23 protein-coding genes and 1 riboswitch are annotated in these 25866 nt (G+C 61.5%); of the genes, 6 read left to right on the forward strand and 17 right to left on the reverse strand.

From position 1 onward, the window contains the following. Positions 1-10: 10 nt before the first annotated feature. From EEQ99_RS22295 to metA, 6 genes are all read right to left on the reverse strand, one after another. The gene (locus tag EEQ99_RS22295; protein WP_127431120.1) at positions 11-739 is read right to left on the reverse strand and encodes an SIS domain-containing protein; all 729 of its coding nucleotides are present in this window, start codon (positions 737-739) and stop codon (positions 11-13) included. A gap of 17 nt (positions 740-756) precedes the next feature. Then, positions 757-1908, reverse strand: a complete 1152-nt coding sequence (nagA, locus tag EEQ99_RS22300; RefSeq protein ID WP_097543560.1) for an N-acetylglucosamine-6-phosphate deacetylase — start codon at positions 1906-1908, stop codon at positions 757-759. Next, on the reverse strand, positions 1908-2939 hold the full coding sequence (locus EEQ99_RS22305) for an SIS domain-containing protein (RefSeq protein WP_127431121.1): 1032 nt from the start codon (positions 2937-2939) through the stop codon (positions 1908-1910). Before EEQ99_RS22305 ends, nagA begins: the two co-directional genes overlap by 1 nt. Then, positions 2936-3709, reverse strand: a complete 774-nt coding sequence (locus EEQ99_RS22310; RefSeq protein ID WP_028759060.1) for a GntR family transcriptional regulator — start codon at positions 3707-3709, stop codon at positions 2936-2938. The genes EEQ99_RS22305 and EEQ99_RS22310 overlap by 4 nt, the downstream gene beginning before the upstream one ends. Before the next feature lie 130 nt (positions 3710-3839). Continuing rightward, on the reverse strand, positions 3840-4862 hold the full coding sequence (locus tag EEQ99_RS22315) for an aldose epimerase family protein (RefSeq protein ID WP_028759059.1): 1023 nt from the start codon (positions 4860-4862) through the stop codon (positions 3840-3842). Positions 4863-5088: 226 nt separating this feature from the next. Then, on the reverse strand, positions 5089-6012 hold the full coding sequence (metA, locus tag EEQ99_RS22320) for a homoserine O-acetyltransferase MetA (RefSeq protein ID WP_127431122.1): 924 nt from the start codon (positions 6010-6012) through the stop codon (positions 5089-5091). Between the two features lie 48 nt (positions 6013-6060). After that, positions 6061-6138, reverse strand: a riboswitch (SAM riboswitch). Positions 6139-6252: 114 nt separating this feature from the next. Here metA and EEQ99_RS22325 point away from each other — a divergent pair. Then, entirely contained in the window at positions 6253-8142 is a 1890-nt protein-coding gene (locus EEQ99_RS22325) for an ABC transporter ATP-binding protein/permease (RefSeq protein WP_174824485.1), read from the forward strand. A 73-nt stretch (positions 8143-8215) separates the two neighbouring features. Here the strand turns inward: EEQ99_RS22325 and EEQ99_RS22330 are convergent, their stop codons facing one another. The 4 genes from EEQ99_RS22330 to EEQ99_RS22345 form a co-directional block, all read right to left on the reverse strand. Then, a complete protein-coding gene (locus EEQ99_RS22330) occupies positions 8216-8845 on the reverse strand; it encodes a DUF5666 domain-containing protein (RefSeq protein WP_127431123.1) in 630 nt (209 codons plus the stop codon). A 119-nt stretch (positions 8846-8964) separates the two neighbouring features. Beyond that, positions 8965-10785 carry an ABC-F family ATP-binding cassette domain-containing protein gene (locus EEQ99_RS22335; protein WP_127431124.1) on the reverse strand — a complete coding sequence of 607 codons (1821 nt, stop codon included), beginning with the start codon at positions 10783-10785 and terminating at the stop codon, positions 8965-8967. Positions 10786-10787: 2 nt separating this feature from the next. Then, a complete protein-coding gene (locus EEQ99_RS22340; protein ID WP_028756520.1) occupies positions 10788-11438 on the reverse strand; it encodes a thiamine diphosphokinase in 651 nt (216 codons plus the stop codon). 63 nt (positions 11439-11501) lie between these two features. Beyond that, entirely contained in the window at positions 11502-12029 is a 528-nt protein-coding gene (locus tag EEQ99_RS22345; RefSeq protein ID WP_028756521.1) for a MarR family winged helix-turn-helix transcriptional regulator, read from the reverse strand. Positions 12030-12145: 116 nt separating this feature from the next. Here EEQ99_RS22345 and EEQ99_RS22350 point away from each other — a divergent pair, with 116 nt between their 5' ends. Continuing rightward, positions 12146-13684, forward strand: coding sequence for an MDR family MFS transporter (locus EEQ99_RS22350; protein ID WP_028756522.1), 1539 nt, complete (start codon positions 12146-12148; stop codon positions 13682-13684). Between the two features lie 387 nt (positions 13685-14071). Beyond that, complete coding sequence (locus EEQ99_RS22355; protein ID WP_097543555.1) at positions 14072-15616, forward strand: M48 family metalloprotease; 1545 nt, start codon at positions 14072-14074, stop codon at positions 15614-15616. A gap of 153 nt (positions 15617-15769) precedes the next feature. On the opposite strand, the gene EEQ99_RS22360 is transcribed toward EEQ99_RS22355, so the two are convergent. The 5 genes from EEQ99_RS22360 to EEQ99_RS22380 form a co-directional block, all read right to left on the reverse strand. Continuing rightward, entirely contained in the window at positions 15770-16633 is an 864-nt protein-coding gene (locus tag EEQ99_RS22360) for an RNA polymerase factor sigma-32 (RefSeq protein WP_018244054.1), read from the reverse strand. Positions 16634-17011: 378 nt separating this feature from the next. Beyond that, on the reverse strand, positions 17012-17584 hold the full coding sequence (locus tag EEQ99_RS22365) for a CarD family transcriptional regulator (RefSeq protein ID WP_003543775.1): 573 nt from the start codon (positions 17582-17584) through the stop codon (positions 17012-17014). 393 nt (positions 17585-17977) lie between these two features. Further along, a complete protein-coding gene (gene fdxA, locus EEQ99_RS22370; RefSeq protein ID WP_007632346.1) occupies positions 17978-18316 on the reverse strand; it encodes a ferredoxin FdxA in 339 nt (112 codons plus the stop codon). A 193-nt stretch (positions 18317-18509) separates the two neighbouring features. Next, complete coding sequence (locus EEQ99_RS22375; RefSeq protein ID WP_028756524.1) at positions 18510-18914, reverse strand: RNA-binding S4 domain-containing protein; 405 nt, start codon at positions 18912-18914, stop codon at positions 18510-18512. 2 nt (positions 18915-18916) lie between these two features. Further along, positions 18917-22144, reverse strand: a complete 3228-nt coding sequence (locus EEQ99_RS22380; protein WP_127431125.1) for a helicase-related protein — start codon at positions 22142-22144, stop codon at positions 18917-18919. A gap of 807 nt (positions 22145-22951) precedes the next feature. On the opposite strand from EEQ99_RS22380, the gene EEQ99_RS22385 reads away from it, so the two are divergent. The 3 genes from EEQ99_RS22385 to EEQ99_RS34675 all read left to right on the forward strand — a co-directional run bounded on the left by EEQ99_RS22385 (position 22952) and on the right by EEQ99_RS34675 (position 23743). Beyond that, positions 22952-23107: a DUF3309 family protein gene (locus tag EEQ99_RS22385; protein ID WP_017962528.1), complete on the forward strand. Its 156-nt coding sequence runs from the start codon at positions 22952-22954 to the stop codon at positions 23105-23107. Between the two features lie 27 nt (positions 23108-23134). Next, positions 23135-23392, forward strand: a complete 258-nt coding sequence (locus tag EEQ99_RS22390) for a YMGG-like glycine zipper-containing protein (protein WP_018244057.1) — start codon at positions 23135-23137, stop codon at positions 23390-23392. 192 nt (positions 23393-23584) lie between these two features. Then, entirely contained in the window at positions 23585-23743 is a 159-nt protein-coding gene (locus EEQ99_RS34675) for a hypothetical protein (protein WP_164735953.1), read from the forward strand. Between the two features lie 82 nt (positions 23744-23825). On the opposite strand, the gene phbB is transcribed toward EEQ99_RS34675, so the two are convergent. Continuing rightward, positions 23826-24551: a beta-ketoacyl-ACP reductase gene (gene phbB, locus EEQ99_RS22395; protein WP_028756526.1), complete on the reverse strand. Its 726-nt coding sequence runs from the start codon at positions 24549-24551 to the stop codon at positions 23826-23828. 71 nt (positions 24552-24622) lie between these two features. Then, positions 24623-25804, reverse strand: a complete 1182-nt coding sequence (locus EEQ99_RS22400; RefSeq protein ID WP_028756527.1) for an acetyl-CoA C-acetyltransferase — start codon at positions 25802-25804, stop codon at positions 24623-24625. Positions 25805-25866 lie beyond the last annotated feature (62 nt).

Below are 25866 nucleotides of genomic sequence, written 5' to 3' on the forward strand. Positions count from 1 at the left end.
GCATCATGCTCTAGAGATGCGGGTTGCGCGGCCGGTATTTCTTGACGAGCTTCTGGTTGATCTCGGCCGCACCCGGCATGTTGGCGCTGAGATAAATTGGCGCATCGCCGGATTTCGAAAGCTGCGAGGCGACTTCGGCGAAGACCGCATTGATCACCGTTACCCCGACCGCCGTCGAGACTGGCCCAACCCGAAGCCCCGTGCCTTCGAGATCGACAACGGCATCACCCGGTGGCAGCCCGTTGTCGAGCACCACATCGGCCACGTCGGCGAGCCGCCGGCGGCCATTGGCGATCGCTGACGAATAGGCGATCGACGTGATGGCAATCACCTTTGCGCCGATTTCGCGCGCATAGTCGGCCGCCTCGATCGGCGCGGCGTTCACGCCCGAATTGGAAGCGATGATGATGACATCGCCCGGCTGCATGCCGTAGCGCTCCAGCATCGGCCGCACCAGGCCCTGCGTGCGCTCATAGACCGAACTGATGACCGCACCCTCATGCAGCATGGCCGAGCCGACCAGCACCGGCACGGTGAAGGCGAGCCCGCCGGCACGATAGTGCACCTCTTCCGCCAGCATATGCGAATGGCCGGTGCCGAAGACATAGACGCGCTTGTCGCCGTGGGCAGCATCGAGGATGACGGCCGCGGCCTGCGCCATCGGCTCGGCAAGCGCCTGCTTCAGCTCTTCCAGCCGGCCGATGAGGTTGGCGAAATAGGCATCGGTAATGTCGGTCATCCCACGTCTCCTTGATGTCAGGCCGCTTCGCCGCCGAGCCAGGTGGCGGTGACGGCAAGCGCATCGGTGAGATGCACGAGATCGGCGCGCATGCCCGGCGAGAGATGACCGCGATCGGCAAGCCTGAGGAAGCGGGCGGGATATAGGGTCGCCATGCGCAGGGCCTCGGCGAGCGTCAGGTCGAGATAGGTGACACCGTACCGGATCGTCGAGATCATATCGACGTCGGAACCGGCGAGCGTGCCGTCGGAAAGCACCAGCTTCGAGCAGAAGCCACCCCTTTCTCGCCGGACGGTGCGCCCGTTCAGCGTGAACGAGTCTTTCTCCGAGCCGACGAGCGACATCGCGTCGGTGACGAAGAACAGCTTGCCTTCGCCGCGCTTGGCGCGCAGGGCCGTGCGCAAGGCCTTCGGATCGACGTGATGGCCATCGGCGATGATGCCGCACCAGGTCGAGGGATGGTCGATTGCCGCGCCGACGAGGCCGGGTGTGCGGTGTCCCAGCTGGCTCATGGCGTTAAAGAGATGCGTGACGCCGCGTGCGCCGGCATCGAAGCGTTCTTCCGCCGCCTCGCTCGAACAATCGGAATGCCCGATGCTGACCGTGACGCCGGCTTCCGCAAGCTCGCGCACCTGGGCAACCGTCACCTGCTCGGCCGCCATGGTGACGAGCAACGTGCCGATCTCCTCGCGTGCTCGGATGAAGGTCTTGACGTCACGTTCCTCCACCGGCCGCATCAGCTCGGCCAGATGCGCGCCTTTTCTCGCCGGCGCCAGATGCGGGCCTTCGAGATGCAGGCCAGCGACGCCGCGGCTCGCCTTGACCGCCTCCTTGGCCGCCTCGATCGCGGCAATGGAGGCTTCCGATGTATCGGTGATCAGCGTCGGCAGCAACGACGTCGTGCCATAGGGCCGGTGTCCTCCGGCGATGATGTCCATCGAAGCGGCGGAAGGCTCGTCGTTCAGCATTCGCCCGCCGCCGCCATTGACCTGCGCATCGATGAAACCGGCCGACAGAACCCCGCCCGCAAGTGTCACGACCTCGCCGTCCGGCAGATCGTTTCTTGCGACGATCGCTTCGACTCGGCCGCCGGCAGTGATGAGCGCCTTGTCGTCATGGAAGCGTTCGCCGTCGAAGATGCGGGCGCCAAGGAAGATCTTGCGGGCCATCAGACCGTCTCCGTCACCTTGAGCAGGTTTGCCGGTCTGTCGGGATCGAAGCCCTTGCGGCGCGTCACCGACTCGATCAGCCGGTAATAGACGAGCAGCGACACCAGCGGATCGACGAGGCCGTTGCCCGTGGTCGGTACGCGGAGATGGACGCCGGACAGCGGCTGCGCCGAGAAGCCGACGGTGGTGGCGCCGAGTTTCTGCAGGCGCTCGAGTGCCTGGACGTTGTTGGCGAAGGCGGCATCGTCGGGCGTAAAGGCGACGATCGGAAAGCCCGGCTGCACCAGGCGCATCGGACCATGCATCAGTTCCGCCAGCGAGAAGGCCTCGGCATGCAAGCCGGAGGTCTCCTTAGCCTTCAGCGCCGCTTCGAGCGCGATCGCGAAAGCTGGGCCGCGGCCGGCCGTATAGAGCGAGGTTGCGTTGAAGAGCACCTCCTCGGCCGCCGCCGTGTCGATCCCGGCAGTTGCCGACAGCGCCTCCGGCAGCTTGTCGAGCGCAGTCTGCAGATCGGATGCGCCGCCGATCGCAGCCGTCACCCCGGAAAGGGCGGCGACCGAGGCAATGAAGGATTTCGTCGCCGCGACACTCTTTTCGGCACCGGCATTGAGGCCGAGAACGATATCGGCCTGTTTCGCAAGCGGGCTGTCGGTGACGTTGACGACGGCGATCGTCGTCGCTCCGCCCTTCTTCGCCGCATCCTGCAGCGCAACGATATCGGGGCTGGCGCCCGACTGCGAGACGGTGAAATGGACGCCGCCCTTCAGATGCAGCGCGGCACCATAGACGGAAGCGATTGACGGACCGACCGAGGCGACCGGAACGCCGCAGGTGATCTCGAAGAGATACTTGAAGAAGGTGGCGGCATGGTCGGAGGAGCCGCGCGCCGCCGTGGTCACCACGCTCGGGCGGGCGGACGAAAACAGCCGGGCGATCTCGGCAAAGACCGGCTTTTCCTTTTCGAGAAGCGTGGCCACCACCTCTGGCGACTGGCCGGCTTCCTGCAGCATCAGCGACTGGTTCTCACTCATAGGTCATCTCCAATTCTCAATTCGGCAACAAAATCATAGGCATCGCCGCGATAATGCGAGCGGGTGTATTCGACGACGCGCTGGTCTTCCAGGCGCGAGACACGTTCGATCAGAAGCGCCGGCGCGCCTGATTTGACGTTCAGGATCGCCGCAGAAGACGGGTCGAGCGTAACCGCAGTGAGCCGCTGCAGCGCGCGCACGGGCCTGTGGCCGCTGGCCGTCAGCGCATCGTAGAGCGATCCCTCGCCACCGGCATCGTGCCCAAGGAACTTGATCGGCACCACGGCGCGTTCAATCGCCAGCGGCAGGCCATCGGCAAGGCGCAAGCGGTCGAGTCTCAGCACCGGCTCGTCGCCGCCGAGGCCGAGCAGGAAGGATTCCTCCGGCGACGGCGTATTGACCGCCCGCGACAATACCCGCGCAGCCGGCAGACGCCCGCGCGAGCGCATGTCGGCGGAGAAGGAGGAAAGCCGCCAGAGCGACTGCTCCATGCGTTCTACTCTGCTCGAGACGAAAGTACCGCTTCCGTGGCGCGATTCCAGCGCCCCTGAAGCCATCAGATCGCGATAGGCGGTGCGCACGGTGACGCGTCCGAGCTTCAGTGCCTCGGCAAGGTCGCGCTCGCCCGGCAGCGCAGTGCCCGGCTTCAGCAATCCTTCCTGAATAAGACCGGTCAGCGTCTGCGCCAGCCGCTTGTAGAGCGGCCCGGTCAGCGCCTCGTCACGCAGGCCGCGGTTCTTCAGTTCCGCTATCAGACTGGTTCTATCCATGGGCGCATAATAGAACCTATCTAGAACCAATCGGCAAGACGGAATCGAGCATAGAAAGAAAAAACCCTCACCGCTGGACCGGCAAGGGTTTCATAGCAATCAAATTTGACAGCCGTGCGTGCGCAGAAACTCAGTTCTTGGTGAAGATATAATCCGTCTCCTGGCGAAGCACCTCGCCGGGACGCAGGACGGCATTCGGAAAACCTTGGTGATTGATGGCATCCGGCCAGACCTGCGTCTCCAGGCAGAACCCGGCGAATGGACCATATTTGCGCCCGCCGATGCCGAGCGCCTCGGTATTAAGCTTGAAACCGGCATAGAACTGCACGCCCGGCTCAGTGCTGCGCACTTCCAGCGACACCCCGGAATAGAGGCTGCGGGCAAGCGCGACGCTCCGCTTGGCGGTGCGCTCGGCGGACAGGCAGAAATTATGATCGTACAACACTTGTTCGCTGCCGACGAAACGCTTCATCGGCGCCATCTCGCGGAAATCGAATTCCGTGCCGTCGACGGAACGGATCTCCCCGGTCGGCACCTGCTTCTCATCGGTCGGCAGATAGTGATCGGCGGCAATCATGATGTCGTGGCCAAGCGCATCTTCGCGACCGTCGAGATTGAAATAGGCGTGCTGGCAGACATTGGCGAGCGTCGGCTGGTCGCTGGTCGATTCGTAGGTGATCGACAGTTCGCCGTTGCCATGCACCCGGAAAGTCGCCTGGATGGTGCAATTGCCGGGATAGCCCGCACGGCCATCGGGATCGACGATCTTCAGCACCACGCGGTCGACGTCATGCTCGACGATCGTCCAGTTGCGTTTGGCGATATTGTCGCTGCCGCCATGCAGATGCGTCACGCCATTTTCGTTCAGCTCGAGCTGATGGTCCTTTTCGTCAAGCGTGAATTTGCCGCCGCCGACACGGTTGGCGCAGCGGCCGGGGGTCGCGCCGAAGTAGGCCGAATAAAGGGGATAGCTGTCGAAATCGTCAAAGCCGAGCTGCAGCGGAGCGTCATGTCCCTCAAGGCGCAGATCCTGGATGACCGCACCCCAGGTCATAATCTTGGCCGTCAGCCCGCCGCCCTTGATCTCGACGCGATAGACGGTCTCGCCCGCCTTCGTCTGCCCGAAAACATCCCGCTTCAACTTATCCGACATCATCGACCGTCCATTCTATCCCGGCTGCCTATTCCTCATCGAAATCGATTTAGGAATTTCAGCGATTCAAACTGTTGCAGCGTCCTTGCACGGCTGACAAAGACGCGCGGGCGCTGTGGTGTTCCGGACCGGAACCTGCCCGCATTTGTTCCAAACCGCAACCGGGCGGAGTAGAAAGAAATGCCGCAGCAGCGATGCGGCATCGGCTCAAGGCGCGATGGTGCCCTCAGAGGTCCATGCCGATCTCTTCCACGTCATAGGGCGTCGTCTGGTAGATTTCGTTGATCCAGTTGCCGAACAGCAAATGCGCATGGCTGCGCCAGCGATTCTGCGGCGCAAGCGCCGGATCGTTATGCGGGAAGTAGTTGTGCGGCATCTTGATCGGCACGCCGGCATCGACGTCACGGAAATACTCGTCGGAGAGCGAGGTGGAATCATATTCGACATGGTTGAACATGTAGAGCCGCCGGCCCTTCTTCTCGTGCACGAGGCACACGCCCATCTCGGCTGATTCCATCAGGATCTCCAGATCTTCGGATTTCTCGATATCGGCGCGGCGCACTTCGGTCCAGCGCGACACCGGCACTTCGAAATTGTCGGAAAAGCCGTTGAGATAGATGGAGGAAGGCTTCAGGTTCCGGTGGCGATAAACCCCGAAGGCCTTCTCCTTCAACTCGTATTTCGGAACGCCGTGGAAATGATAGATCGCAGCCATCGCGCCCCAGCAGACGTTCATCGTCGAATGGACATTCGTTTCCGTCCAGTCGAGGATATGCTGCATTTCCGCCCAATAGGTGACGTCCTCATAGGGCAAAAGCTCGATCGGCGCCCCGGTGATGATGAAGCCGTCGAACTTGCGCTGCTTCACCTCTTCCCAGGTCTGATAGAAGGAAAGCAGATGGTCTTCGGAGGTATTCTTCGCCTTGTGGCCGCCGATGCGGATCAGCGACAGCTCCACCTGCAGCGGCGAGGCGCCGACGAGGCGGGCCATCTGCAGCTCGGTCTTGATCTTGTTCGGCATGAGGTTGAGCAGCCCGATCTGCAACGGACGGATATCCTGACGGATCGCCATCGTCTCGGTCATCACCCGCACACCTTCCTGAACCAGGGTTTCGAAGGCGGGCAACGTATCGGGGATCTTGATGGGCATTGCGGTCACTCGATCAAAAACAAAAAACCGGCGGCGAAAAAAATCGCTACCGGTCCGCACGCGGCCCTTTAGCGACTTTTTTAACGTGGCTGCAAGCCGGCCGGCCAAATCACCACGGAGCACTTTAATTAGCCCCAGTCGGACCGCGAATCAATGGCGAAAGCATGCAGGCACGGCCCATGCAAGCATCATCACACTTTAATGACTGATAGAATCTGTTGATAGACCGGTAACGCCACCATGTTAATAATGGGGGCATGGGCGGTGTGGAAAAGTGTAATGGCAGATAAGATCGAGAGGAGGCCGGGAATCCGGAGGCAGGATAGGGTAGGGTATGATCTCAGCCTGACATATCGCCTCGGGGTGATGTTCTCAGCATTCTGGAATTCGGAAGTGCGTGGCAAGGTGCTGTTTCTGGCGACCGTGCTGATTCTCGTCATCTTGGCGACGTCCTACGGCCAGGTCATCCTCAATGAATGGAATGCTCCGTTCTACGACTCGCTGGAGCGCCGCGACCTCGGCGAATTCTTCCACCAGCTTGAAATCTTCGCGATGATCGCCGGCACGCTGCTGCTGCTCAACGTGCTGCAGGCGTGGCTGAACCAGATGACCGCGCTCTATATGCGCGAAGGTCTGTCGCGTGATCTCGTCGACCAGTGGTTGAAGCGCAAGCGGGCGCTGCGGCTTGCTTCCAGTGGCCTGATCGGCGTCAATCCGGACCAGCGCCTGCACGAGGATTCCCGCAATCTCGCCGAAAGCACGACAGGGCTCGTTCTCGGCCTGCTGCAGTCGACCATTCTTCTGGTGAGCTTCATCGGCGTGCTCTGGGAGCTTTCGAGCGGATTCATCTTCCGCATCAGCGGCCATAGCTTCTCCATTCCGGGCTACATGGTCTGGGCGGCGATCTTCTATGCCGCTTCCGCCTCGGTGCTGAGCCAGGTCGTCGGCCGCAAGCTGGTGAAGCTCAATGCCGACCGGTTCTCGAAGGAAGCCGAGCTTCGCTTCACGCTGATGCATGCCAATGAGAACATGCCGGCGATCACCGTCGCCCGCGGCGAGGAAAACGAGCGTCGGCGCATCAACACCGATATCAGCTCGGTACTGAGGGTCGTCAAGCGGCTCGCCATGGCCAATACCAACCTCACCTGGGTTTCGGCCGGCTACGGCTGGCTGGTGATCGTCATCCCGATCATCGTCGCCGCCCCCGCCTATTTCTCCGGCGGCCTCACCCTTGGCCAGCTGATGATGTCCGTCGGCGCCTTCAATCAGGTCAACACGGCATTGCGCTGGTACGTCGCCAATTTCGGCCCGATCGCCGAATGGCGCGCCACGCTGATGCGCGTCACCGATTTCCGTCAGGCGCTGCTCGACATGGACGAGGACTTCGACCTGAAGGACAGCATCGCCTATGAAAGCACCGCGCCCGATACGCTGACACTGAAGGATGTGGTGATCGTCGCCAAGATCGGCGAAGACATCGACGAATGCGGCGGTTTCCGCCTGCGTGAAACCAATGTCGTGATCAAGGCCGGCGAAAAAGTCATGATCAACGGCGATCACAGCGTCAATCGTAAGCTGCTGTTCCAGGCGATGGCCGGCCTCTGGCCGTGCGGCAGCGGCACGATGGGGCTGCCGCCGGTCGACGACATGCTGTTCGTGCCGCAGATCGCCTATGTTCCCGGCGGCACACTGCGCGAGGCGCTGGCCTTTCCCGAAAGTCCTGATGCCTACGAGAAAGCCGCCGTCGAGGCTGCCCTCGAGAAGGCCGGCCTGCATTCGCTGATCGCCAGGCTCGATACCCGCGCCCGCTGGGACAAGCTGCTCGACAGCGACGAGCAGAAGGCGATCGGCTTCGCCCGCCTGCTGCTCGTACGCCCGCGCTGGATCATTTTCGACGAGGTGCTGGAAGGCATGGAGCCGGAATGGCAGGAAACCATGGCCAAACTGCTCACCACCCTGCCCGAAAGCGGCATGATCTATATCGGCCGTTCCGAAGCCTATCTCGAGGTGCTGAAGCCGCGCGTGCTGCATCTGCAGGCGCTGCCGTCAAGATCCGAGGAACCGCCTGTCGCCCAGACTGGCGCCAGCGCCAGTGCAGGCGCTGCCGCCGTGCCCGCGCCGGCGCTTTGATGCGTGCCGCCCCAAAGTGTAGAGCGGTTTTGGCATAACGGAATGCGTTAAGATAAAGATATGAGCCGGCCGCTCACATCGGCGGCGTGATGCCGTTGAGGCCGACAGCCACCTGGCTGGCCGAGATACTGCCGTCAGCCGCCTTCTCGCCGGTGACGATAACGCCGGCGCCAGTCTTCAAATCATCCTTGGTCGCCGGCGCCAGTGTCACGATCGGTGTCGCATCGGCAATCGTGATGGTCTTTTCCTTGCCCTGATAGGTCAGCGTGATCGTGTGGCCTTCGACGGATTTGACGGCGTTGCTGACGGTCGCGTTGGTCATCTGGCTGTTCGGCTGCGCATCCCAGGGACGGTTGCCCTCGCCGGTGCCTTTCATCGACGCCGGAAAGATCAGCACTTCGATCGCCCCATCCGGGCCGTTGCCCTTCGGAAGTGAGGCAACGCCGACGAAATCGCCGGGCTTGATATCCTCGACCGAGGCTTTCCGGATACCGCCGACTTTCCAGCTGGCTTTCAGCGTGATCGTCGCATCGCTGCCTTCGCGCGTCTTGACAACGAGTTGATCACCGCTGAGGCTTTCGATGGCGCCGCGAATGCGGACGCGCTGGCTATCCTGCGCCTCGACGGCCTGCGATAGGGCAAGCGCGACAATGCCGCCGGCGGCAAGGGTTGTGAAAATTTTGGAATTGGGCTTGCGAGACATATGACTTTTCCTTGTCGCCATTGCGATCGGCAATATCCCCGGCTGCCGGGCGGCACTCTATGCCGCACGACGATCAACTGGCGAATCAAGGAAAGGTGAGCCGGCGCGTTTGGGAAGCCTCAGCCTTCCAGCTCTTCGCGTAGCATTTCGAGCTCCAGCCACTCCTCCTCCATTTTGGTCAGGCTGGAGCGCAGTTTTTCCATCTCGGCGGCAAGCCGGTTGAAGGCCGCGGCATCGCGCGTAAACAGATTGGGATCGGCCATCGCCTGTTCGCGCTTGGCGATCTCGGCTTCGGCTTTCGCCATCTCCTTCGGCAGATTGTCAAGCGCGAATTTCTGCTTGAAGGAAAGCTTGGTCTTGGCACTTCCTGCGGACGGCGCTGCCTCTTGCGTCTTCGGCTTCTCCGCCGCTTTCTCCGCCCTCTTGCGCTCCTCAAGCGCGCCCTTGCGCTGCGCAAGCATGTCGGAATAGCCGCCGGCATATTCGATCCAGCGACCGTCAGGCGCATCCGGCACGGCAGGCGCGATCGTCGAGGTCACGGTGCGGTCGAGGAAATCGCGGTCGTGGCTGACGAGAATGACGGTGCCGGGAAAGCCGGCGACGATTTCCTGCAGCAGATCGAGCGTTTCGATATCGAGATCATTGGTCGGCTCGTCGAGGATCAGGAGGTTCGCCGGACGCGAGAGGATACGTGCCAGCATCAGCCGGGCGCGCTCGCCGCCGGAGAGGCTTTTGATCGGCGTCCGCGCCTGTTCCGGTTGGAACAGGAACTCTTTCATATAGCCGGTAACATGACGCTGCTCGCGGTTGACGAGCAGGTTTTCGCCGCGCCCGTCCGTCAGGTAGTTGGCAAGCGTATTCTCGGGATCGAGATCCTCGCGCTTCTGGTCGAGCGTCGCGATCTCCAGATTGGTGCCAAGCTTTATCGTGCCGCTATCCGGGGAAAGCTGCCCGGTCAGCATCTTCAACAGCGTCGTCTTGCCGGCGCCGTTCGGCCCGACCAGACCGATGCAGTCACCGCGATGCACGCGGATCGAGAAGGGCATGACGATTGTCCGGTCGCCGAAGCTCTTGGTGATCTTGTCGGCCTCGATCACCAGCTTGCCGGATTCCTGCGCGTCCGAAACGGTCGCCTGCACGGTACCTTGTGGCCCTTTGTGGCCACGATATTGCGAGCGCATCGTCTGCAGTTCACCGAGGCGGCGCATGTTGCGCTTGCGTCGCGCCGTGACGCCATAGCGCAACCAGTGCTCCTCGCGCTCGATCGCCTTGCCGAGCTTGTGCTGCTCCAGCTCCTCGGCCTCCAGCACCTGGTCGCGCCAGGCTTCGAAATGCGCAAAGCCCCTGTCGAGCCGGCGTGAGGTGCCGCGGTCGAGCCAGACGGTTGCGGTCGAGACCTTTTCGAGAAAACGCCGGTCGTGCGAGATCAGCACCAAAGCGCTGCGGGTCTTCTGCAACTCGCCTTCCAGCCATTCGATTGTGGGAAGGTCGAGATGGTTGGTCGGTTCGTCGAGCAGGAGAATGTCGGGCTCCGGCGCCAGGACGCGGGCAAGGGCGGCCCGGCGCGATTCGCCGCCGGAAAGGGTCTTCGGATCTTCCTCGCCGGTCAGCCCGAGATGGGAGAGCAAATAGGTGACGCGGTAAGGATCATCGCCCGGCCCGAGACCGGCCTCGGCATAGGCCTGAACCGTGTTGAAGCCGGCAAAATCCGGCGCCTGTTCGAGATAACGCACCGTCGAGGACGGATGGCGGAAGACCTCGCCGGACTGTGCCTCGACCAGGCCGGCGGCGATCTTCAGCAGCGTCGATTTTCCCGAGCCGTTGCGGCCGACGAGACAGATCTTGTCACCAGGCTCGATCTGCAGCGCCGCCCCCGCGAGGAGCGGTGCACCGCCGAAGCTCAGGAAGATATCGTCGAGTTTCAGAATGGGAGGGGCCAAAATCAGACTCCGGAAAGATCATAGGGCCTGGCGAGCACGATCGCCTGGCCGCTGCGGAGCGAAAAGCGAACCTTGCCTTCCGCGACGTTGGAAATGGTGCGCGACGAGCCGAAAGGCAGATGAAAATCGGCCAGCGGATAACGCGCATTCTCGATGGAAAGCCCGATCAGCTCGCTGAACCCGGGCACGGAAAACAGGCTGCCCTTGGGAAGGTCCAGTTCGATCGTCCCGGCAATCAACGGCACGGCCTCTTCCTTGCCCGAGGTCAGCAGCACGTCGAAGCCCTCTTCCGCCAGGCTGACGGCCGACAGCAGATGCTGAAGCGCATGGTCCGAGCGTTCGCCGCCGAGCGCACCGGCCAGAATCAGCCGCCGCGCACCGCGCGCGATCGCTTCCGACACTGCGATTTCGCCATCGGTCGCCGCCTTCGCTGCGGGATAAGGCTGTTTCGGCACATCGGGAAATGCATCCTCGAGATCGGCGGGCGTCGAATCGAAATCGCCGACCCAGAGCTCGGGCATAATGCCGAGTGCTGCCGCATGCCGCATCCCGCCATCGGCCGCAATGAAGCGGCTGTCGCCGATGGCATGCCGCAGGCGCTCCGTCAGGCTGAGTTCGCCGCCAAGGAGAATGGTGAAGGTGGATTGGCTCATGGGCACTGCCCTTAGCGCAAACGGGGGGTCGAGGGGAAGGGGCGCCGAACGACGTGCCTCGCCTCAGCCCGGCGTATCCTTGTCGCGCGACAGGAAGACCGCCTCGTAACCGCCGATGAAACGCTCGAAAAGTATCGCGAAGCGATCGATATCTTCCTGCGGCCAGTCGGCGACGATCTCGGAGATGATCGCGAGCTTCTGCGCGACGATCTCGGCAAGCAGAGCCTGGCCGACCTCGGTCATGACGACAACGATCCGCCGCGCGTCGGCCTGCGAGGCCTCGCGGCGCAGGACGTTGCGCCCGACCATGTCGGCCACCACGCGGCTTGCCCGTGACGGATCGATGCGCAGCATCTCCGCGATCATGCCGACCGTGACCTCGCCGGCAGGCTGCGCCCTCCGCACGGCATCGAGCACATCGAGATGCGAAAGTTCAAGGCCCGGTGCGGCACTCTGGATCGCCAGCCGACCGATCAGCCGCCGACCGGTCATCAATCGCATGCGCGCCATGCTGCGGCCGATACGAGGCACGTTTTCCTCATTCGGCGTGGCGGATTGCGCGGAAATGGTCTTGGTCAGCACGTCACTCATGACGAGACCATAACAGAGCCGATGCGGAATTTGAACATGCTGATGTCAATAATGTGCTGTTGACAATTATATGCTGTTAGCACATAAAAGCTCATCAAACCCGGAATGACGCTCCCATGGACATGCAATTCGTGCCTGCGCCGCTCGTGACCGATCCTCGTCGCCGGCTTATCCTGTTCTTCTTCCTGATGACGGCCATGTTCATGGCGACGCTGGATAATCAGATCGTTTCCACGGCGCTGCCGACGATCGTCGGCGAATTCGGCCATCTCGAGCGCTTCGGCTGGATCGGTTCGGCCTATCTCCTGTCGCTGAGCGCCGTCATGCCGCTTTACGGCAAGCTCGGCGATCTCTTCGGCCGCAAATATGTGATGATGACGGCGATCACGATCTTCACCGTCGGCTCAGCGGTCTGCGGCCTTGCGGTCTCGATGGACACGCTGATCGCCGCCCGTGTGCTGCAGGGCCTTGGCGGCGGCGGCATCATGGTGTCGATCTTCGCCGTCAACGCCGATCTGTTCGAGCCGCGCGAGCGGGCGCGCTATCAAAGCTATTCCAGCCTCGTGCTGATGGCATCTGGTGCGATCGGCCCGGTGCTCGGCGGTACGATGAGCGATCTCTTCGGCTGGCGCTCGATCTTCCTCGTCAATGTGCCGATCGGCTTCATCGTACTTGCCGGCCTTGCTTTCATGTTGCCGTACCGAAAACCGCATCGCCGACCGAAGATCGACTATGCAGGTGCACTTCTGCTTGCCATGACGACGACAAGCATCGTGCTTGCCACCGACAGCAGCGAACTGTTCGGCGCATTGATCTCACCCCAGAGCGTCGGCATCGTCGCCTTCGGTGTGATCTGTGCCGTCATCTGGGTTTTCACGGAGCGCCGCGCGCCGGAGCCGATCGTTCCCCTGCAGCTCTTTCGCAATTCGACCTTCAGCCTGCTCCTGGTGATCTCGATCATGGGCGGCGCCATCGCCATCGGCATGGTCAATTATCTCGCCCTCTTCCTGCAGACCACCACAGGCCTTTCACCGTCCGCCGCCGGCCTGCTCTTCATCCTCCTGACCGGCGGCCTCGTCTGCGGATCGTTGACGGCAGGCCGCATCATCTCGAGGACGGGGCGCTACAAGCCCTTCGCCATCGCAAGCCTCACCTGCAGCGCCACCGCCTTTGCGCTATTGTCGCAGGTCCATGCGGGAACGCCGATCGCCTTCATCGGCGCGATCATGATGCTGCACGGTATCGGCATCGGCCTTGCCCAGCAGGTTCCCATCATCGGCGTGCAGAATGCAGCACCGGCCCGCGACGTCGGTGCGGCCACCGGCTCGGTGACGCTGTCGCGCATGGGAGGCGCTTCGATCGCCATCTCGATCTACGGCGCGATCATTGCCTCTGGGCTCGGCACGGTCGGCATTTCCATTCCCGGCGTCACCGATATCGAGCAACTGACGCCAAAGATGATGGCTGCCCTTCCCGAGCCAAGCCGCCAGGCCGTGGCCGATATCTATGCTGCCGCTTTCTCGCCGCTCTTCATGACCTCCTGCGCCATTGCGCTGATCGGCCTTGTGGCTGCCATCATGCTGAAGCCAGTGCAATTGCCCCGCGCCGGCGAGACGGAGAAGCCGCAAGCGGCGACGGCGGAAGCTGCCGAATAGTCGAATCGCCCCGCGGAAATGCCTCACCAAGAGGCGCTCCCTCACAAAGAACATATTTCTGGTTGCGCTTTTCGCGCATGGCTGTCGCGGCCGCGCCGGTTAATTCAATCGGCCCGTTCTTTTTCCGCGCCGTTGACGAATCTCCCCTCTGTGACGGAACTTTCGCCATAATTTCATCCGAGCGAAGGGAGGCCTCAATGCCCGAGGCTTGCCAAAATGCAACGGCGCCACATTTAAACAGAGTCTCGCTATGCAACCGATGCGTAAATCAGCTACAGCAAGGACTTGTATCGGCCGATTGTGCAGCGCGAGATCAGGGGTGCGCACCTGTTGAATTCCCCTTGCCACGGTCGGTTTGAATCTGCGGCAAACCGGCAAAACAGCGACATGATGCGGAGAAACAGACTGGACAGCTTGACGACGTGGAAATCGCCCGCGCTTTCCAGTGATGCCATCTCCACGCCGCGGCGCTTCCCGCGTCGCCTAATGCTGCTTTCAGCCCTCGCAATGGCGCTGAATGGCTGTCAATCGCTGATTGACCAATCCTATCAGCCGAGTGTTTCGCCTTCTTCCAATCCGCAGATCGTCGACGAGGTGCAGAAGAACGACCCGCGCGCGGCGATGGGCGCCCGTGAGCATCCGCGCATCGTGGCAAGCTACGGCGGCGAATACAAGGATGCCAAGACCGAACGCCTCGTTGCCCGCATCGCCGGCGCGCTGACGGCGGTGTCGGAAAATCCGAGCCAGTCCTACCGCATCACCATCCTGAATTCGCCGGCGATCAACGCCTTTGCGCTGCCGGGCGGTTATCTCTATGTCACCCGCGGCCTGCTCGCCCTTGCCAACGACGCCTCGGAAGTCGCCGCCGTGCTGTCGCACGAGATGGGCCATGTGACGGCGAACCACGGCATCGAGCGGCAGAAGCGCGAAGAGGCTGAGGTCATCGCCAGCCGCGTCGTCGCCGAGGTGCTTTCCAGCGACATCGCAGGCAAGCAGGCGCTGGCCCGCGGCAAGCTGCGGCTCGCCGCCTTCTCCCGCCAGCAGGAGCTGCAAGCCGATGTCATCGGCGTGCGCATGCTCGGCGAAGCCGGCTACGATCCCTATGCCGCAGCCCGTTTCCTCGATTCGATGGCGGCATACAGCCGCTTCATGTCGGTCGATCCCGAAGCCGACCAGAGCCTCGACTTCCTGTCGAGCCACCCGAACTCCGCCCAGCGCATCGAGCTTGCCCGCACCCACGCCCGCGCTTTCGGCCAGGAAGGTTCCGTCGGCGACAAGGGCCGCGATTATTATCTCGATGGCATAGATGGACTGCTCTACGGCGATAGCCCGGAGGAAGGCTATGTGCGCGGCCAGACCTTCCTGCATGGCGGTCTCGGGATCCGCTTCGACGTGCCACCGGATTTCCACATCGACAACAAGGTCGAAGCCGTGATGGCCACCGGCCCGAACGACATCGCCGTCCGCTTCGACGGCGTCGCCGACAATCAGAACCAGAGCCTCACCAACTATATCTCCAGCGGCTGGGTGACCGGTCTCGACCCCTCGACCATCCAGCCGATCACCATCAACGGCATGGAAGCAGCCACCGCGCGCGCAAGCGCCGACCGCTGGGATTTCGATGTCACCGTGATCCGCAACAATTCGCAAATCTTCCGCTTCCTGACCGCCGTGCCGAAAGGCAGTGACGCCCTTGAGCCGACGGCCAATGTCCTGCGTGCGAGTTTCCGGCGTATGACGCCGGCAGAGGCAGCCTCGCTGAAGCCGCTGCGCATCCGCGTCGTCACCGTCCGGCCGGGGGAGAACATCTCGACGCTCGCCGCCCGCATGATGGGCACCGACCGCAAGCTCGATCTCTTCAAGCTCATCAACGCCCTGCCCACGGGCGCAGCCGTTTCACCGGGCGACCGCGTCAAGATCATCGCCGAATAAAAGAGGCCCGGCTTACGCCGGGCCAGTCTGTGCTGCTGGAGGGGACAAAGCATGTCGCGCAAAACTGTGCAGCGGTTTTACGATAACGACATGCGTAAAACAAAGACCTGAAGCGCGAGGAGCGAATCTGAAGGATCGCGACGCGCTTTGGGTTCAAGCATAGGCGGCCATATGCGGATCGGCGCTGACGAGCGCGCTGCGAAGCTTCTCCATCGCCCGGCTTTCGATCTGACGCACGCGTTCCTTGGAAATGCCGAGGTCGGCGCCGAGTTCTTCGAGCGTGGCTCCGTCCTCCGCCAGACGCCGGGCACTGATGATCTTCATCTCGCGTTCGTTGAGATGTTTCAGCGCCGAGGCGAGCCAGACGCGGCGGCGCTCGCCGTCGATCATGTTGGAAACCTGCTCATCCGGCAGGGGATCGTCACTGACGAGGAAATCCATCTTCTCCGCACTCTCGGCATCGCCGGAAACCGAAGGCGCCTGCAGCGAGGCATCGTTGCCAGAAAGCCTGGCATCCATGGTCTGTACATCGGCGAGGCTGACCCCGAGGGCAGCGGCGATTTCCTGGTGAATGGATTGCAGCGTCAGCTGCGTGTCACCCTTGGCGAGCTTGGCGCGCAGGCGACGCAGATTGAAGAACAGCGCCTTCTGCGCCGAACTCGTGCCGCCGCGCACGATCGACCAGTTGCGCAGGATATAATCCTGGATCGAAGCCCTGATCCACCAGCTTGCATAGGTCGAAAAGCGCACGTCGCGTTCCGGTTCGAAGCGGGCGGCGGCCTCCAGCAGCCCGACATAGCCCTCCTGCACGAGATCGCTCATCGGCAGGCCGAAGTTGCGGAACTTGCCGGCCATAGAGATGACCAGGCGCATATGGGCCATGGCGATCTGGTTGCGGGCACCGCGATCGTCGTGATCCTTCCAACGAGTGGCAAGATCGTGCTCTTCCTGACGGGCGAGATAGGGGGCGGCCATCGCGATTTTGATCATGCGCCGATCTGCAGACATGTTCTTCATTTCGATCTCCTGAAACAGGCCTCTCGCCCTAAAATGAACAATAAAACGCACCTTCCGGAACATCGCTGTTCCAGACTGAATGGGGTTCTGAATGCATAAAGGCCCCGCCCCTGGACTTTTCAGGGGGAGGCCCTATTTCTCATCATGTGCCGCTAAGACGGCCGGGCTGGACCTGTTTCTTCACGTTGCCGGATGGGCAATATTGAAAAGGCATGATCCGCTCCTCATCGAACATTGACGGAATAGCAGTTCGCCCGTCGAGGCCATTGCCCGCGAGCAGTCCGCAATTACGTGTGTTAAACGCGGCAGTCGGGAAAAAGTTCCAATAAAAAAACCCGGCGCGAAGGCCGGGTTTTTTGACAGGAAAACAGGCTCGCCTTATGCGGCTTCGTCCTGCGAATCGTCTTCTTCGATTGCCTTTCCGCGCTTCGGACCCTTGTTGAGATTGGTCTCGACGAGACGGACGGCTTCGGTTTCCGACATCTTGTTGACGGCGGCGATTTCGCGCGCCATGCGATCGAGCGCAGCCTCATAAAGCTGACGCTCGGAATAGGACTGTTCGGGCTGGTTCTCGGCACGATAGAGATCACGCACGACCTCAGCGATGGAAATCAGGTCGCCGGAATTGATCTTGGCATCATATTCCTGGGCGCGACGGGACCACATGGTGCGCTTGACGCGCGCCTTGCCCTGCACGACCTTCAAAGCACGCTCGACGAAATCCGTTTCCGAAAGCTTGCGCATACCGATGCTCATGGCCTTCGCGACCGGAACCTTCAGACGCATCTTGTCCTTCTCGAAATCGATAACGAAAAGTTCGAGCTTCATGCCGGCAACTTCTTGCTCTTCGATAGCGGTGATGGTACCGACGCCATGAGCGGGGTAGACGATCGATTCACCGGTCTTGAAGCCGTGACGTGCTGTAGAAGGCTTTTTCTGCTGAGTCGTCATTCTATTCAAAAACTCCCTGTTACGCATCCGGCGGCGGCCGGAGCCGGGTCAGTCAGGCCCGGGTGAGACGGTAGTATCCGTCGGGTGACTTCACTCTGGTCCTATCGGGCAAAAGCAAAGACTTTTTGCGCACGATCTTGGGACCCGGCGCTCAAAGCGTTGATATGTCACGGAAACCGCGTACGGATTTGTTTTGCTTTCGTGATGGTTTTGGGCATGCGTCATGCCACAAATGGAACAGTAGACGAAACCTATCATAAAAATATGAGGAAATCAATAATTTGCTTCGCTTGAGTCATGCGGGCAACACATGTCACCCATATGCCTCACGCAGCTTTTAAAACGTTTCGCCCCGCAGCCGCCCGAATTCGGAGGCCGAATGTGGGCGCTGTCTCAATCGCCGGAACCGGGCTTCTCGGAGAAATACTTCTCGAATTTTCCGGTCTCGCCATCCATTTCCTTGGCCTCAGGCAACGGCTCCTTCTTGACCGTGATATTCGGCCAGATCGTCGCATATTCGGTATTGATCTTCAGCCATTTGTCGAGACCCGGCTCGGTATCGGGCTTGATCGCCTCGGCGGGACATTCGGGTTCGCAGACGCCGCAATCGATGCATTCGTCGGGATGAATGACGAGAAAGTTCTCGCCCTCATAGAAGCAGTCGACAGGGCAGACTTCCACGCAATCGGTGTATTTGCACTTGATGCAATTGTCGGTCACGACATAGGTCATGAAGAACTCCAGGATTTCCATGCGGTGGGGCCGGGCAACCTGGAACGTCGCGCCTATCCCCGTGCCGGAGGAAAAGCGTGGGCAGGCTTGGGCGGCAAGCACGCTTCCGGCAGGTTGACAGTGACCTATCGGCTTTGGCGCCGGATTTCAAGGATAAACGATCTGCAAAAGCCGCCAGCGCAGACAGAGTTTTCTAATCCTCGTCCGACATCAGCCTGTCGATTGCACGTCTTTCCTTTTTGGTCGGACGGCCGGTACCGGTCGCCCGGATCGCCTGTTCGTAGGGCGTGAGACGTTTTGCCTCATCAGGCGGCGGCGATTGGTCGTCATACAGCAGGCGCGCCTCCTCGTAAGGTCCCCGCCGCTCACCGGCGAGGCGCACCACGAGAACGACGTCGCGCCGTTCCAGCGTCATCTCGATACGGTCACCCGGCTTGACCATCTGGCTCGGATGGCTGCAGCGTTCGCCGTTGATGCGCACATGGCCGGATTGGATTTGGCTCTGCGCCAATGAACGCGACTTCACCATGCGCGCGAAGAACAGCCACTTGTCGATGCGCTGGCGCGAACCGCTTGTCGGCTGTGTCTCCGCGCTCATGATTACTTCTTCATCTGCTCCTTGAGAGCCGCGAGCTTGGCGAAAGGCGAATCCGGATCGATCGGCTTCTCCTTGCGCGGCGGCTTGGCCTCGAAGCGCAGCGGCTGCGAGCCGCCGCGATTGTTGTTGCGGTCGTTACGATCGTTGCGGTCACCACGATCCTTGCGGTCACCACGGTCCTGCCGGTCGCCGCGCGGCTGATCGCCCCGTGGCTGATTGTTGCGATCGCCCCTTGCCTGCTGCGGCCGGCCGCCATCACGACCGCCGCCGTCCTTGCCGCGATTGTTGCGATTGTTGTCACGGCCTTCGCCGCGATTGCCCTCGCCGCCTTCACCGCCGCCCGGCCGACGATTGCGGTCGCCGCGTTCCTGGTTCTGACCGCGCTCCTGACCCTGGCCGTCACGGCGTTCGCCATGCCCGCCGCGCGCCTGGCGCTGATTGTCGTTGCGGCCGCCGAGACGCCACAGAAGAACCGGCTTCGGTTCGACCGGCTCGCCGGCGTCCTCAGCAGCGGATACCGCCGTCTCGGCAGACGCTTCCACCGAAGCGGCTGTCTCGGCTGCTTCGACAGGAGCAGGGGTTTGGACCGTTTCGGCCACGGGCGCGTCGGCAGCCACGGGCGCCGCCTCGGTTGCGGGCGCTTCGGCAGCAGTCTCTTCCGCCGCCCCGTCGGCATCGTCGTGATCGGCCTTTTCGGCTGTCTCATCCGCCGACGTTTCCGCGGTGGCGGCGGGCACTGAGGCCGCATCCTGCGCCGCAAGATGTGCCGATGCCTCTTCCGCCTTCACGGCATCGGCGCGATAGCCGAGACCCTTGAGGATTTCTTCCATGTCCTCGAGCGTCGCACCAAGAATCGACAGCATAGCCGTCGTCGTCGTGAAACGGCGGCCGTCATAGGCGCCCTCCGGACGATTATTCTGACCGGGCTTCCACTGCAGCAGCGGACGGATGATGTCGGCAAGCCGTTCCAGGATGTCGATTCGCACGGCACGCTTGCCGAGGAACCGGAAGCCGGCGAGCTTATAGAACATCCGCTCGAAGCTCGGGTCGGTGACGACGGAGGTGCGGCCGGCGGCAAGCACGGGAATGAGATCGCCGTAGCCCGGTTTGTCGAGACCGTCGTTCTTCAGCGCCCAGAGCAGCGTGATGAGCTCGGCCGGCGCCGGCTTCAGAAGTGCCGGAACGAAGATATGATAGGCGCCGAAACGCACGCCGTAGCGGCGCATGGAGGCGCGGGCATCCTGGTCCAGCGACTTCACCTCCTCGGTCACGTCGCGTCGGAACAGCACGCCGAGATTTTCGACGAGCTGGAAGGCAAGCCCCTTGGCAAGACCCTGCAGATCCTCGGCGCGCGACAGATCATCGAGCGGTTTCAGCACCGTGCTGATATGATGGTTGACGAAGCGTTCGATGCGGGCCGCAACGTGATCCCGGGCATTGCCCGTCAACTGCTCGTCGGCCAGCAGAAGCACGCGCGGACGCATGACGTGATCACTGCCCGAAAGCCGCGCCACCGGGTCGCCCAGCCAACGAATCAACCCATCCGAGCCGATCGCCAGATCACTATTGCCGGCGGCATGCATCCGCGCCGCGCGGGCTTCGAATTCGAGCGCGAGCGCCTTCTGCGACGCAGCCTGAACCGCCTTGGCATCCGGTCCGTCCGTTCCCGCCACCGGCGTGAAACGGAATCCGCTCAATTGCCCTACATGATGTCCTTCAACGAAGACATCACCATTCACACTGATTTCAGCTTCCAGCATCGCATTCTCTCTCAGGCGCTTCATGAGCACAGATGTCCTGCGATCAACAAAGCGTTTCGTCAACCTTTCATGTAACGCGTCGGACAATCGATCTTCGATTTCCCGCGTCTTTTCCTGCCAGTGTGTCGGATCGGCAAGCCAGCCAGGCCGATTCGAAACGTAGGTCCAGGTCCTTATCTGCGCGATTCGCGCCGAAAGCGTGTCAATTTCCCCATCTGTCCGATCGGAGCGATGCACCTGCTCCGCGAGAAACTGCTCATTCACCGTGCCATAGCGGACGAGATCGGAAAAGAGGGTCGAGATAAGATCGGCGTGTTGCGCAGGAGTGATACGCCGGTAATCGGGAAGCGCGCAAGCCTCCCAGAGTTTTTCGACGCGCGCCGGCCTGTCGGCGAGATCGATGACCTCTGGATAACGCGAAAGCTGTTCCAGCGCCTGCTGGTCGACAGCAGGCAGCGCTCGCGTCAGTCCCGGCACGCGCGGTCCCGCCTCAAGGCTTGTCCGCAAGGATTGAATCGAGGAGAAGTCCATCTCAGTCGTGCGCCATTGCAAAACCTTGACGTTGTCGAATTCGTGCCCCTCGATACGTTGCACCAATTCATCGTCGAAGGGCGAGACCTGTCCGGTGACGCCGAAGGTCCCGTCCCGCACGTGCCGCCCGGCGCGCCCGGCGACCTGGCCGAGTTCGCCCGGATTGAGATTGCGGAACTGGTAACCGTCGAATTTCCGGTCTTGGGCAAAGGCGACGTGATCGACATCGAGGTTGAGGCCCATGCCGATCGCATCGGTCGCCACCAGATATTCGACGTCGCCCGCCTGATAGAGTGCGACCTGCGCATTGCGGGTGCGCGGGCTGAGCGCGCCGAGCACGACAGCCGCGCCGCCACGCTGGCGGCGGATGAGCTCGGCGATGGCATAGACCTCGTCGGCCGAAAACGCGACGATGGCAGAACGCTGCGGCAGCCGGGTGATCTTCTTCTGGCCGGCATAGAAAAGATGCGAAAGCCGCGGCCGCTCGACGACAGTGATGCCCGGCAGGAGCTGCTGCAGGATCGGCCGCATCGTCGCCGCGCCAAGCAGCAGCGTTTCCTCACGGCCGCGAAGATGCAGGATGCGGTCGGTGAAGATATGACCGCGCTCGAGATCGCCGGCGAGCTGAACCTCGTCGATGGCAACGAAGGCGGCCTTGGTCTCACGCGGCATCGCCTCGACGGTACAGACGGAAAAACGCGCATTGGGCGGCGAAATCTTTTCCTCACCGGTGACCAGCGCCACATTCTGCACGCCGACCTTCTCCACCACCCGCGTATAGACCTCGCGCGCCAGCAGCCTGAGCGGCAAGCCGATCACGCCGGTCCCGTGCGCGACCATGCGCTCGATGGCATAATGGGTCTTGCCGGTATTGGTCGGTCCGAGCACCGCGGTCACACCGCGTCCACTCAGAATCATCGGCTGCGAAGTCAGAGTCATGGGTCCATGCAAATGAGGCGGGTGGCCCCAGGAAAATCTCAGCCCCACGAGGGAAGCTAAAGAACACATGGACAGCTGCCGCCGCAAACGCAAGGGCAGATTTCAAAATGCACCGGGGATTACGACCTTTGCGAGTCTTGTGGAACGTCTGAATTCACGATTCGGAACAGCGTGAGAACGAATCAGCGACGAATCGCTGACTCCAGCTGATTCAGCTTTTGTTCACGGCTAAGTATTGATTTTGAATCACTTTTTCCCACTAGATGCTGAATCGCGAGACTCCCTCCCATTCGCATTTTCGCCGTCGTGAGCGACGATTCCCGCGCCGATTTTGAACAGGCGAGAGCGTCCCGAAATTAACCTCTCGACCAAAGCCGGAACGAATCGGAGACGAATCGCTGACTCCGCGGTTTTCGCCTTTCGTTCACGACCAAATCTGGTGGCATCACCAGGTCCGGACGCTAGATGCGGAATCGGCAGCGGAACTCTTCGCCCGCCTCCTGGCATAGGCATTAATCTTTTTGAAGCCGGATTCAGACAGCGTTAAGTCAAGGCGGCCAATCGCGATGGGTCGATCAAAAGCGGAACGAATCGCTGACGAATCGGCGACACCGCGGCTTTCCCTCTTTGTTCACCGCAACATATTGTATTTAAATGTAATTTTAACCATAGCGGCAATTTTCCGAGATGACGGAAATTAACCGTGAATCACGCCCTTGTCACATTTCCAAGCTTAACCGGGAACAAAAATCGCCAATGCGTGTTTCTGGTCCATCCAAATTGCGGATGAAATGAAGGAAACACACCATGCTTGGCACGATACTTCTAATTATCCTCATTCTGCTCTTGATCGGAGCCTTGCCGAATTGGGGTTACAGCCGTGGCTGGGGCTATGGACCTTCTGGCGGTTTGGGGCTAGTTCTCGTGATTATCATTATCCTTGTACTAATGGGCCGCATCTAAAGGCCAACGAACCTGGGGAGTTACGACATGATGAAGAAGATTGTTCTTATTGGTGCGCTGGTCGGCGCTCTGGCATCCTGCACAGCAACCGAGCAAGGTACGGCGATCGGCGCCGGCACCGGTGCGGTCATCGGCGGTGTCGTCACCAACAGCTGGGGCGGTGCCGCCGTCGGCGCCGTGGCCGGCGGTCTAACCGGCGCTCTCATCGGCCACTCGGTCGAACGCCGCGGCTACTGCGTCTATCGCGACCGCTACGGCCGCCGCTACGAGGCTCGTTGCCGCTAATCGGCAAAACCATATCGGACTCCCAACGGGCGCTTCTGCGCCCGTTTTTTTGGCCTGCCGCATCCGTCAACGAGACGTTGACAATCGGTTATGAAAGCCACACCTACTGCTACCCAACAGGCAGGCACATATTTCCTTCACCAGCGCAACGGACAGGCACAGCCGCCCGGCGCACCGGAAAGGAACGCTTTCATGATCCAGATTTTCCTGAATTCCCTTGTCGCCGTTCTCATCGCATCGGCCTTTCTGACGAATGCGATAACAGCCCTTAGCAGCCAGGATCGCTCGCTGCGGAAAGTACCGGTCAAGGTTCGGACAGAGCGGCAACCGAATGCCGACCGCCGCTCTTAATCCCGTAAATGATCAAAGCGATGGCGCGTCCTGCCGGACGCGCCATCGCTTTGAATCTGCGTATAACCGTTTAAAGGAATAATTAGGCGAAGAACTGTCCGCCATTGGCCGTCAGCGTCGAACCGGTGATGAAGCCGGCATCGTCGGAGACGAGGAAGGTGACGCAGCGCGCGATCTCTTCCGGCTCGCCGAGACGGCCGACGGGGATCTGCGGAATGATGCGTTCGTTCAGCACCTTCTCCGGCACGGCAAGCACCATTTCCGTGCCGATGTAACCGGGGCAGATGGCGTTGACGGTGATGTTCTTGGCTGCCCCTTCCTGGGCCAGCGCCTTGGTGAAGCCGAGATCGCCCGCCTTGGCCGCCGAATAATTCACCTGGCCCATCTGGCCCTTCTGGCCGTTGATCGACGAGATATTGACGATGCGGCCGAAGCCGCGATCGCGCATGCCGGTCCAGACCTGATGCGTCATGTTGAACAGGCCGGTGAGGTTGGTATTGATCACCTCGTGCCACTGCTGCGGCGTCATCTTGTGGAACATCGCGTCGCGGGTGATGCCGGCATTGTTGACGAGGATTTCGACCGGCCCGATCTCGCTTTCGATCCTGGCGATCCCTTCGCCGCAGGCAGCGTAGTCGGAAACATCCCATTTGAACACCGGAACGCCGGTGACATCGTGAAAGGCTTTGGCCTTCTCGTCGTTGCCGGCATAGCTGGCCGCGACCCTGTATCCGGCATTTTTCAGTGCCATGGATATTGCCGCGCCGATGCCGCGTGTACCCCCGGTGACCACAGCCACTCTGCTCATGCTTCGCTCCCCTTTTGTTTTTCGCCCCGCCGCATGGCGGGATTTTCAATCAATCCTGGATCGTATGCTATTTAAAGTGCTTCAAAGCACATGGCCACACCCATGCCGCCTCCGATGCAGAGCGTGGCGAGACCCTTCTTGGCGCCGCGGCGCTTCATTTCGAACAGCAGTGTGTTGAGAACGCGCGCGCCGGACGCGCCGATCGGATGGCCGATCGCGATCGCGCCGCCATTGACGTTGACGATCGCCGGGTCCCATCCGAGATCCTTGGTGACAGCGCAGGCTTGCGCCGCGAAAGCTTCGTTCGCTTCGACGAGATCGAGATCGTTCACCGACCAGCCGGCCTTTTCGAGCGCCTTGCGCGAAGCCGGGATCGGCCCGGTGCCCATAATGGAAGGATCGACGCCCGCCGTTGCCCAGGAAACGATGCGGGCGAGCGGCTGGATGCCGCGCCGGACGGCTTCCGCTTCGCTCATCAGCACCGCCGCAGCGGCGCCGTCGTTAAGGCCGGATGCATTCGCGGCCGTCACAGTGCCGTCCTTGTCGAAGGCCGGGCGCAATTTCCCCATCGCTTCCAGTGTGGCGCCGTGACGGATATATTCGTCGGCATCGACCGTAACGTCGCCCTTACGTGTCTTGATGACGTAGGGGATGATCTCGTCGGCAAAACGGCCGGCCTTTTGCGCCGCTTCCGCCTTGTTCTGCGAAGCCACGGCGAACTGATCCTGGTCGTCGCGCGACAGCTGCCACTGACGCGCGACATTTTCGGCGGTGATGCCCATGTGATAACCATGGAAGGCGTCGGTCAAACCGTCCTTGATCATCGTGTCGACCATCTTCATGTCGCCCATCTTGACGCCGCTGCGTAAGTGCGCGGCATGCGGGGCCATCGACATGGATTCCTGGCCGCCGGCAACGATGATCTTGGCGTCGCCGGTGGCGATCTGCTGCATGCCGAGCGCGACCGCGCGCAGGCCCGAGCCGCAGAGCTGGTTGACGCCCCAGGCAGTCGCCTCCTTCGGAATGCCGGCCTTTATCGCCGCCTGGCGGGCCGGGTTCTGGCCCTCGCCGGCGGCAAGCACCTGGCCGAGGATCACCTCATCCACCTCGCCGGCATCGACGCCGGCGCGCTCGAGCGCCCCCTTTATGACCGCCGCCCCGAGCTCATGCGCGAGGACCGTCGCGAAAGCGCCGTTGAACGAGCCGACTGCTGTTCGCCCTGCACTGGCGATGACGATGGATGAATTGCTCATGGGGACGCTCCTCGTTTTCGTCTCACTTACATAAGGAGAAACTGGCAAAGCTTGGAGCACAA

It is taken from the genome of Rhizobium anhuiense (assembly GCF_003985145.1).
GTDB classification, from domain to species: Bacteria; Pseudomonadota; Alphaproteobacteria; order Rhizobiales; family Rhizobiaceae; genus Rhizobium; species Rhizobium anhuiense.

What these genes read in the sequence shown, in the direction of transcription:
- EEQ99_RS22295 (WP_127431120.1), bottom strand. Translation starts at nt 739, where the DNA reads ATGACCGACATTACCGATGCCTATTTCGCCAACCTCATCGGCCGGCTG.
- nagA (WP_097543560.1), bottom strand. Translation starts at nt 1,908, where the DNA reads ATGGCCCGCAAGATCTTCCTTGGCGCCCGCATCTTCGACGGCGAACGC.
- EEQ99_RS22305 (WP_127431121.1), bottom strand. Translation starts at nt 2,939, where the DNA reads ATGAGTGAGAACCAGTCGCTGATGCTGCAGGAAGCCGGCCAGTCGCCA.
- EEQ99_RS22310 (WP_028759060.1), bottom strand. Translation starts at nt 3,709, where the DNA reads ATGGATAGAACCAGTCTGATAGCGGAACTGAAGAACCGCGGCCTGCGT.
- EEQ99_RS22315 (WP_028759059.1), bottom strand. Translation starts at nt 4,862, where the DNA reads ATGTCGGATAAGTTGAAGCGGGATGTTTTCGGGCAGACGAAGGCGGGC.
- metA (WP_127431122.1), bottom strand. Translation starts at nt 6,012, where the DNA reads ATGCCCATCAAGATCCCCGATACGTTGCCCGCCTTCGAAACCCTGGTT.
- EEQ99_RS22325 (WP_174824485.1), top strand. Translation starts at nt 6,253, where the DNA reads ATGTTAATAATGGGGGCATGGGCGGTGTGGAAAAGTGTAATGGCAGAT.
- EEQ99_RS22330 (WP_127431123.1), bottom strand. Translation starts at nt 8,845, where the DNA reads ATGTCTCGCAAGCCCAATTCCAAAATTTTCACAACCCTTGCCGCCGGC.
- EEQ99_RS22340 (WP_028756520.1), bottom strand. Translation starts at nt 11,438, where the DNA reads ATGAGCCAATCCACCTTCACCATTCTCCTTGGCGGCGAACTCAGCCTG.
- EEQ99_RS22345 (WP_028756521.1), bottom strand. Translation starts at nt 12,029, where the DNA reads ATGAGTGACGTGCTGACCAAGACCATTTCCGCGCAATCCGCCACGCCG.
- EEQ99_RS22350 (WP_028756522.1), top strand. Translation starts at nt 12,146, where the DNA reads ATGGACATGCAATTCGTGCCTGCGCCGCTCGTGACCGATCCTCGTCGC.
- EEQ99_RS22355 (WP_097543555.1), top strand. Translation starts at nt 14,072, where the DNA reads ATGATGCGGAGAAACAGACTGGACAGCTTGACGACGTGGAAATCGCCC.
- EEQ99_RS22360 (WP_018244054.1), bottom strand. Translation starts at nt 16,633, where the DNA reads ATGAAGAACATGTCTGCAGATCGGCGCATGATCAAAATCGCGATGGCC.
- EEQ99_RS22365 (WP_003543775.1), bottom strand. Translation starts at nt 17,584, where the DNA reads ATGACGACTCAGCAGAAAAAGCCTTCTACAGCACGTCACGGCTTCAAG.
- fdxA (WP_007632346.1), bottom strand. Translation starts at nt 18,316, where the DNA reads ATGACCTATGTCGTGACCGACAATTGCATCAAGTGCAAATACACCGAT.
- EEQ99_RS22375 (WP_028756524.1), bottom strand. Translation starts at nt 18,914, where the DNA reads ATGAGCGCGGAGACACAGCCGACAAGCGGTTCGCGCCAGCGCATCGAC.
- EEQ99_RS22380 (WP_127431125.1), bottom strand. Translation starts at nt 22,144, where the DNA reads ATGACTCTGACTTCGCAGCCGATGATTCTGAGTGGACGCGGTGTGACC.
- EEQ99_RS22385 (WP_017962528.1), top strand. Translation starts at nt 22,952, where the DNA reads ATGCTTGGCACGATACTTCTAATTATCCTCATTCTGCTCTTGATCGGA.
- EEQ99_RS22390 (WP_018244057.1), top strand. Translation starts at nt 23,135, where the DNA reads ATGATGAAGAAGATTGTTCTTATTGGTGCGCTGGTCGGCGCTCTGGCA.
- EEQ99_RS34675 (WP_164735953.1), top strand. Translation starts at nt 23,585, where the DNA reads ATGATCCAGATTTTCCTGAATTCCCTTGTCGCCGTTCTCATCGCATCG.
- phbB (WP_028756526.1), bottom strand. Translation starts at nt 24,551, where the DNA reads ATGAGCAGAGTGGCTGTGGTCACCGGGGGTACACGCGGCATCGGCGCG.
- EEQ99_RS22400 (WP_028756527.1), bottom strand. Translation starts at nt 25,804, where the DNA reads ATGAGCAATTCATCCATCGTCATCGCCAGTGCAGGGCGAACAGCAGTC.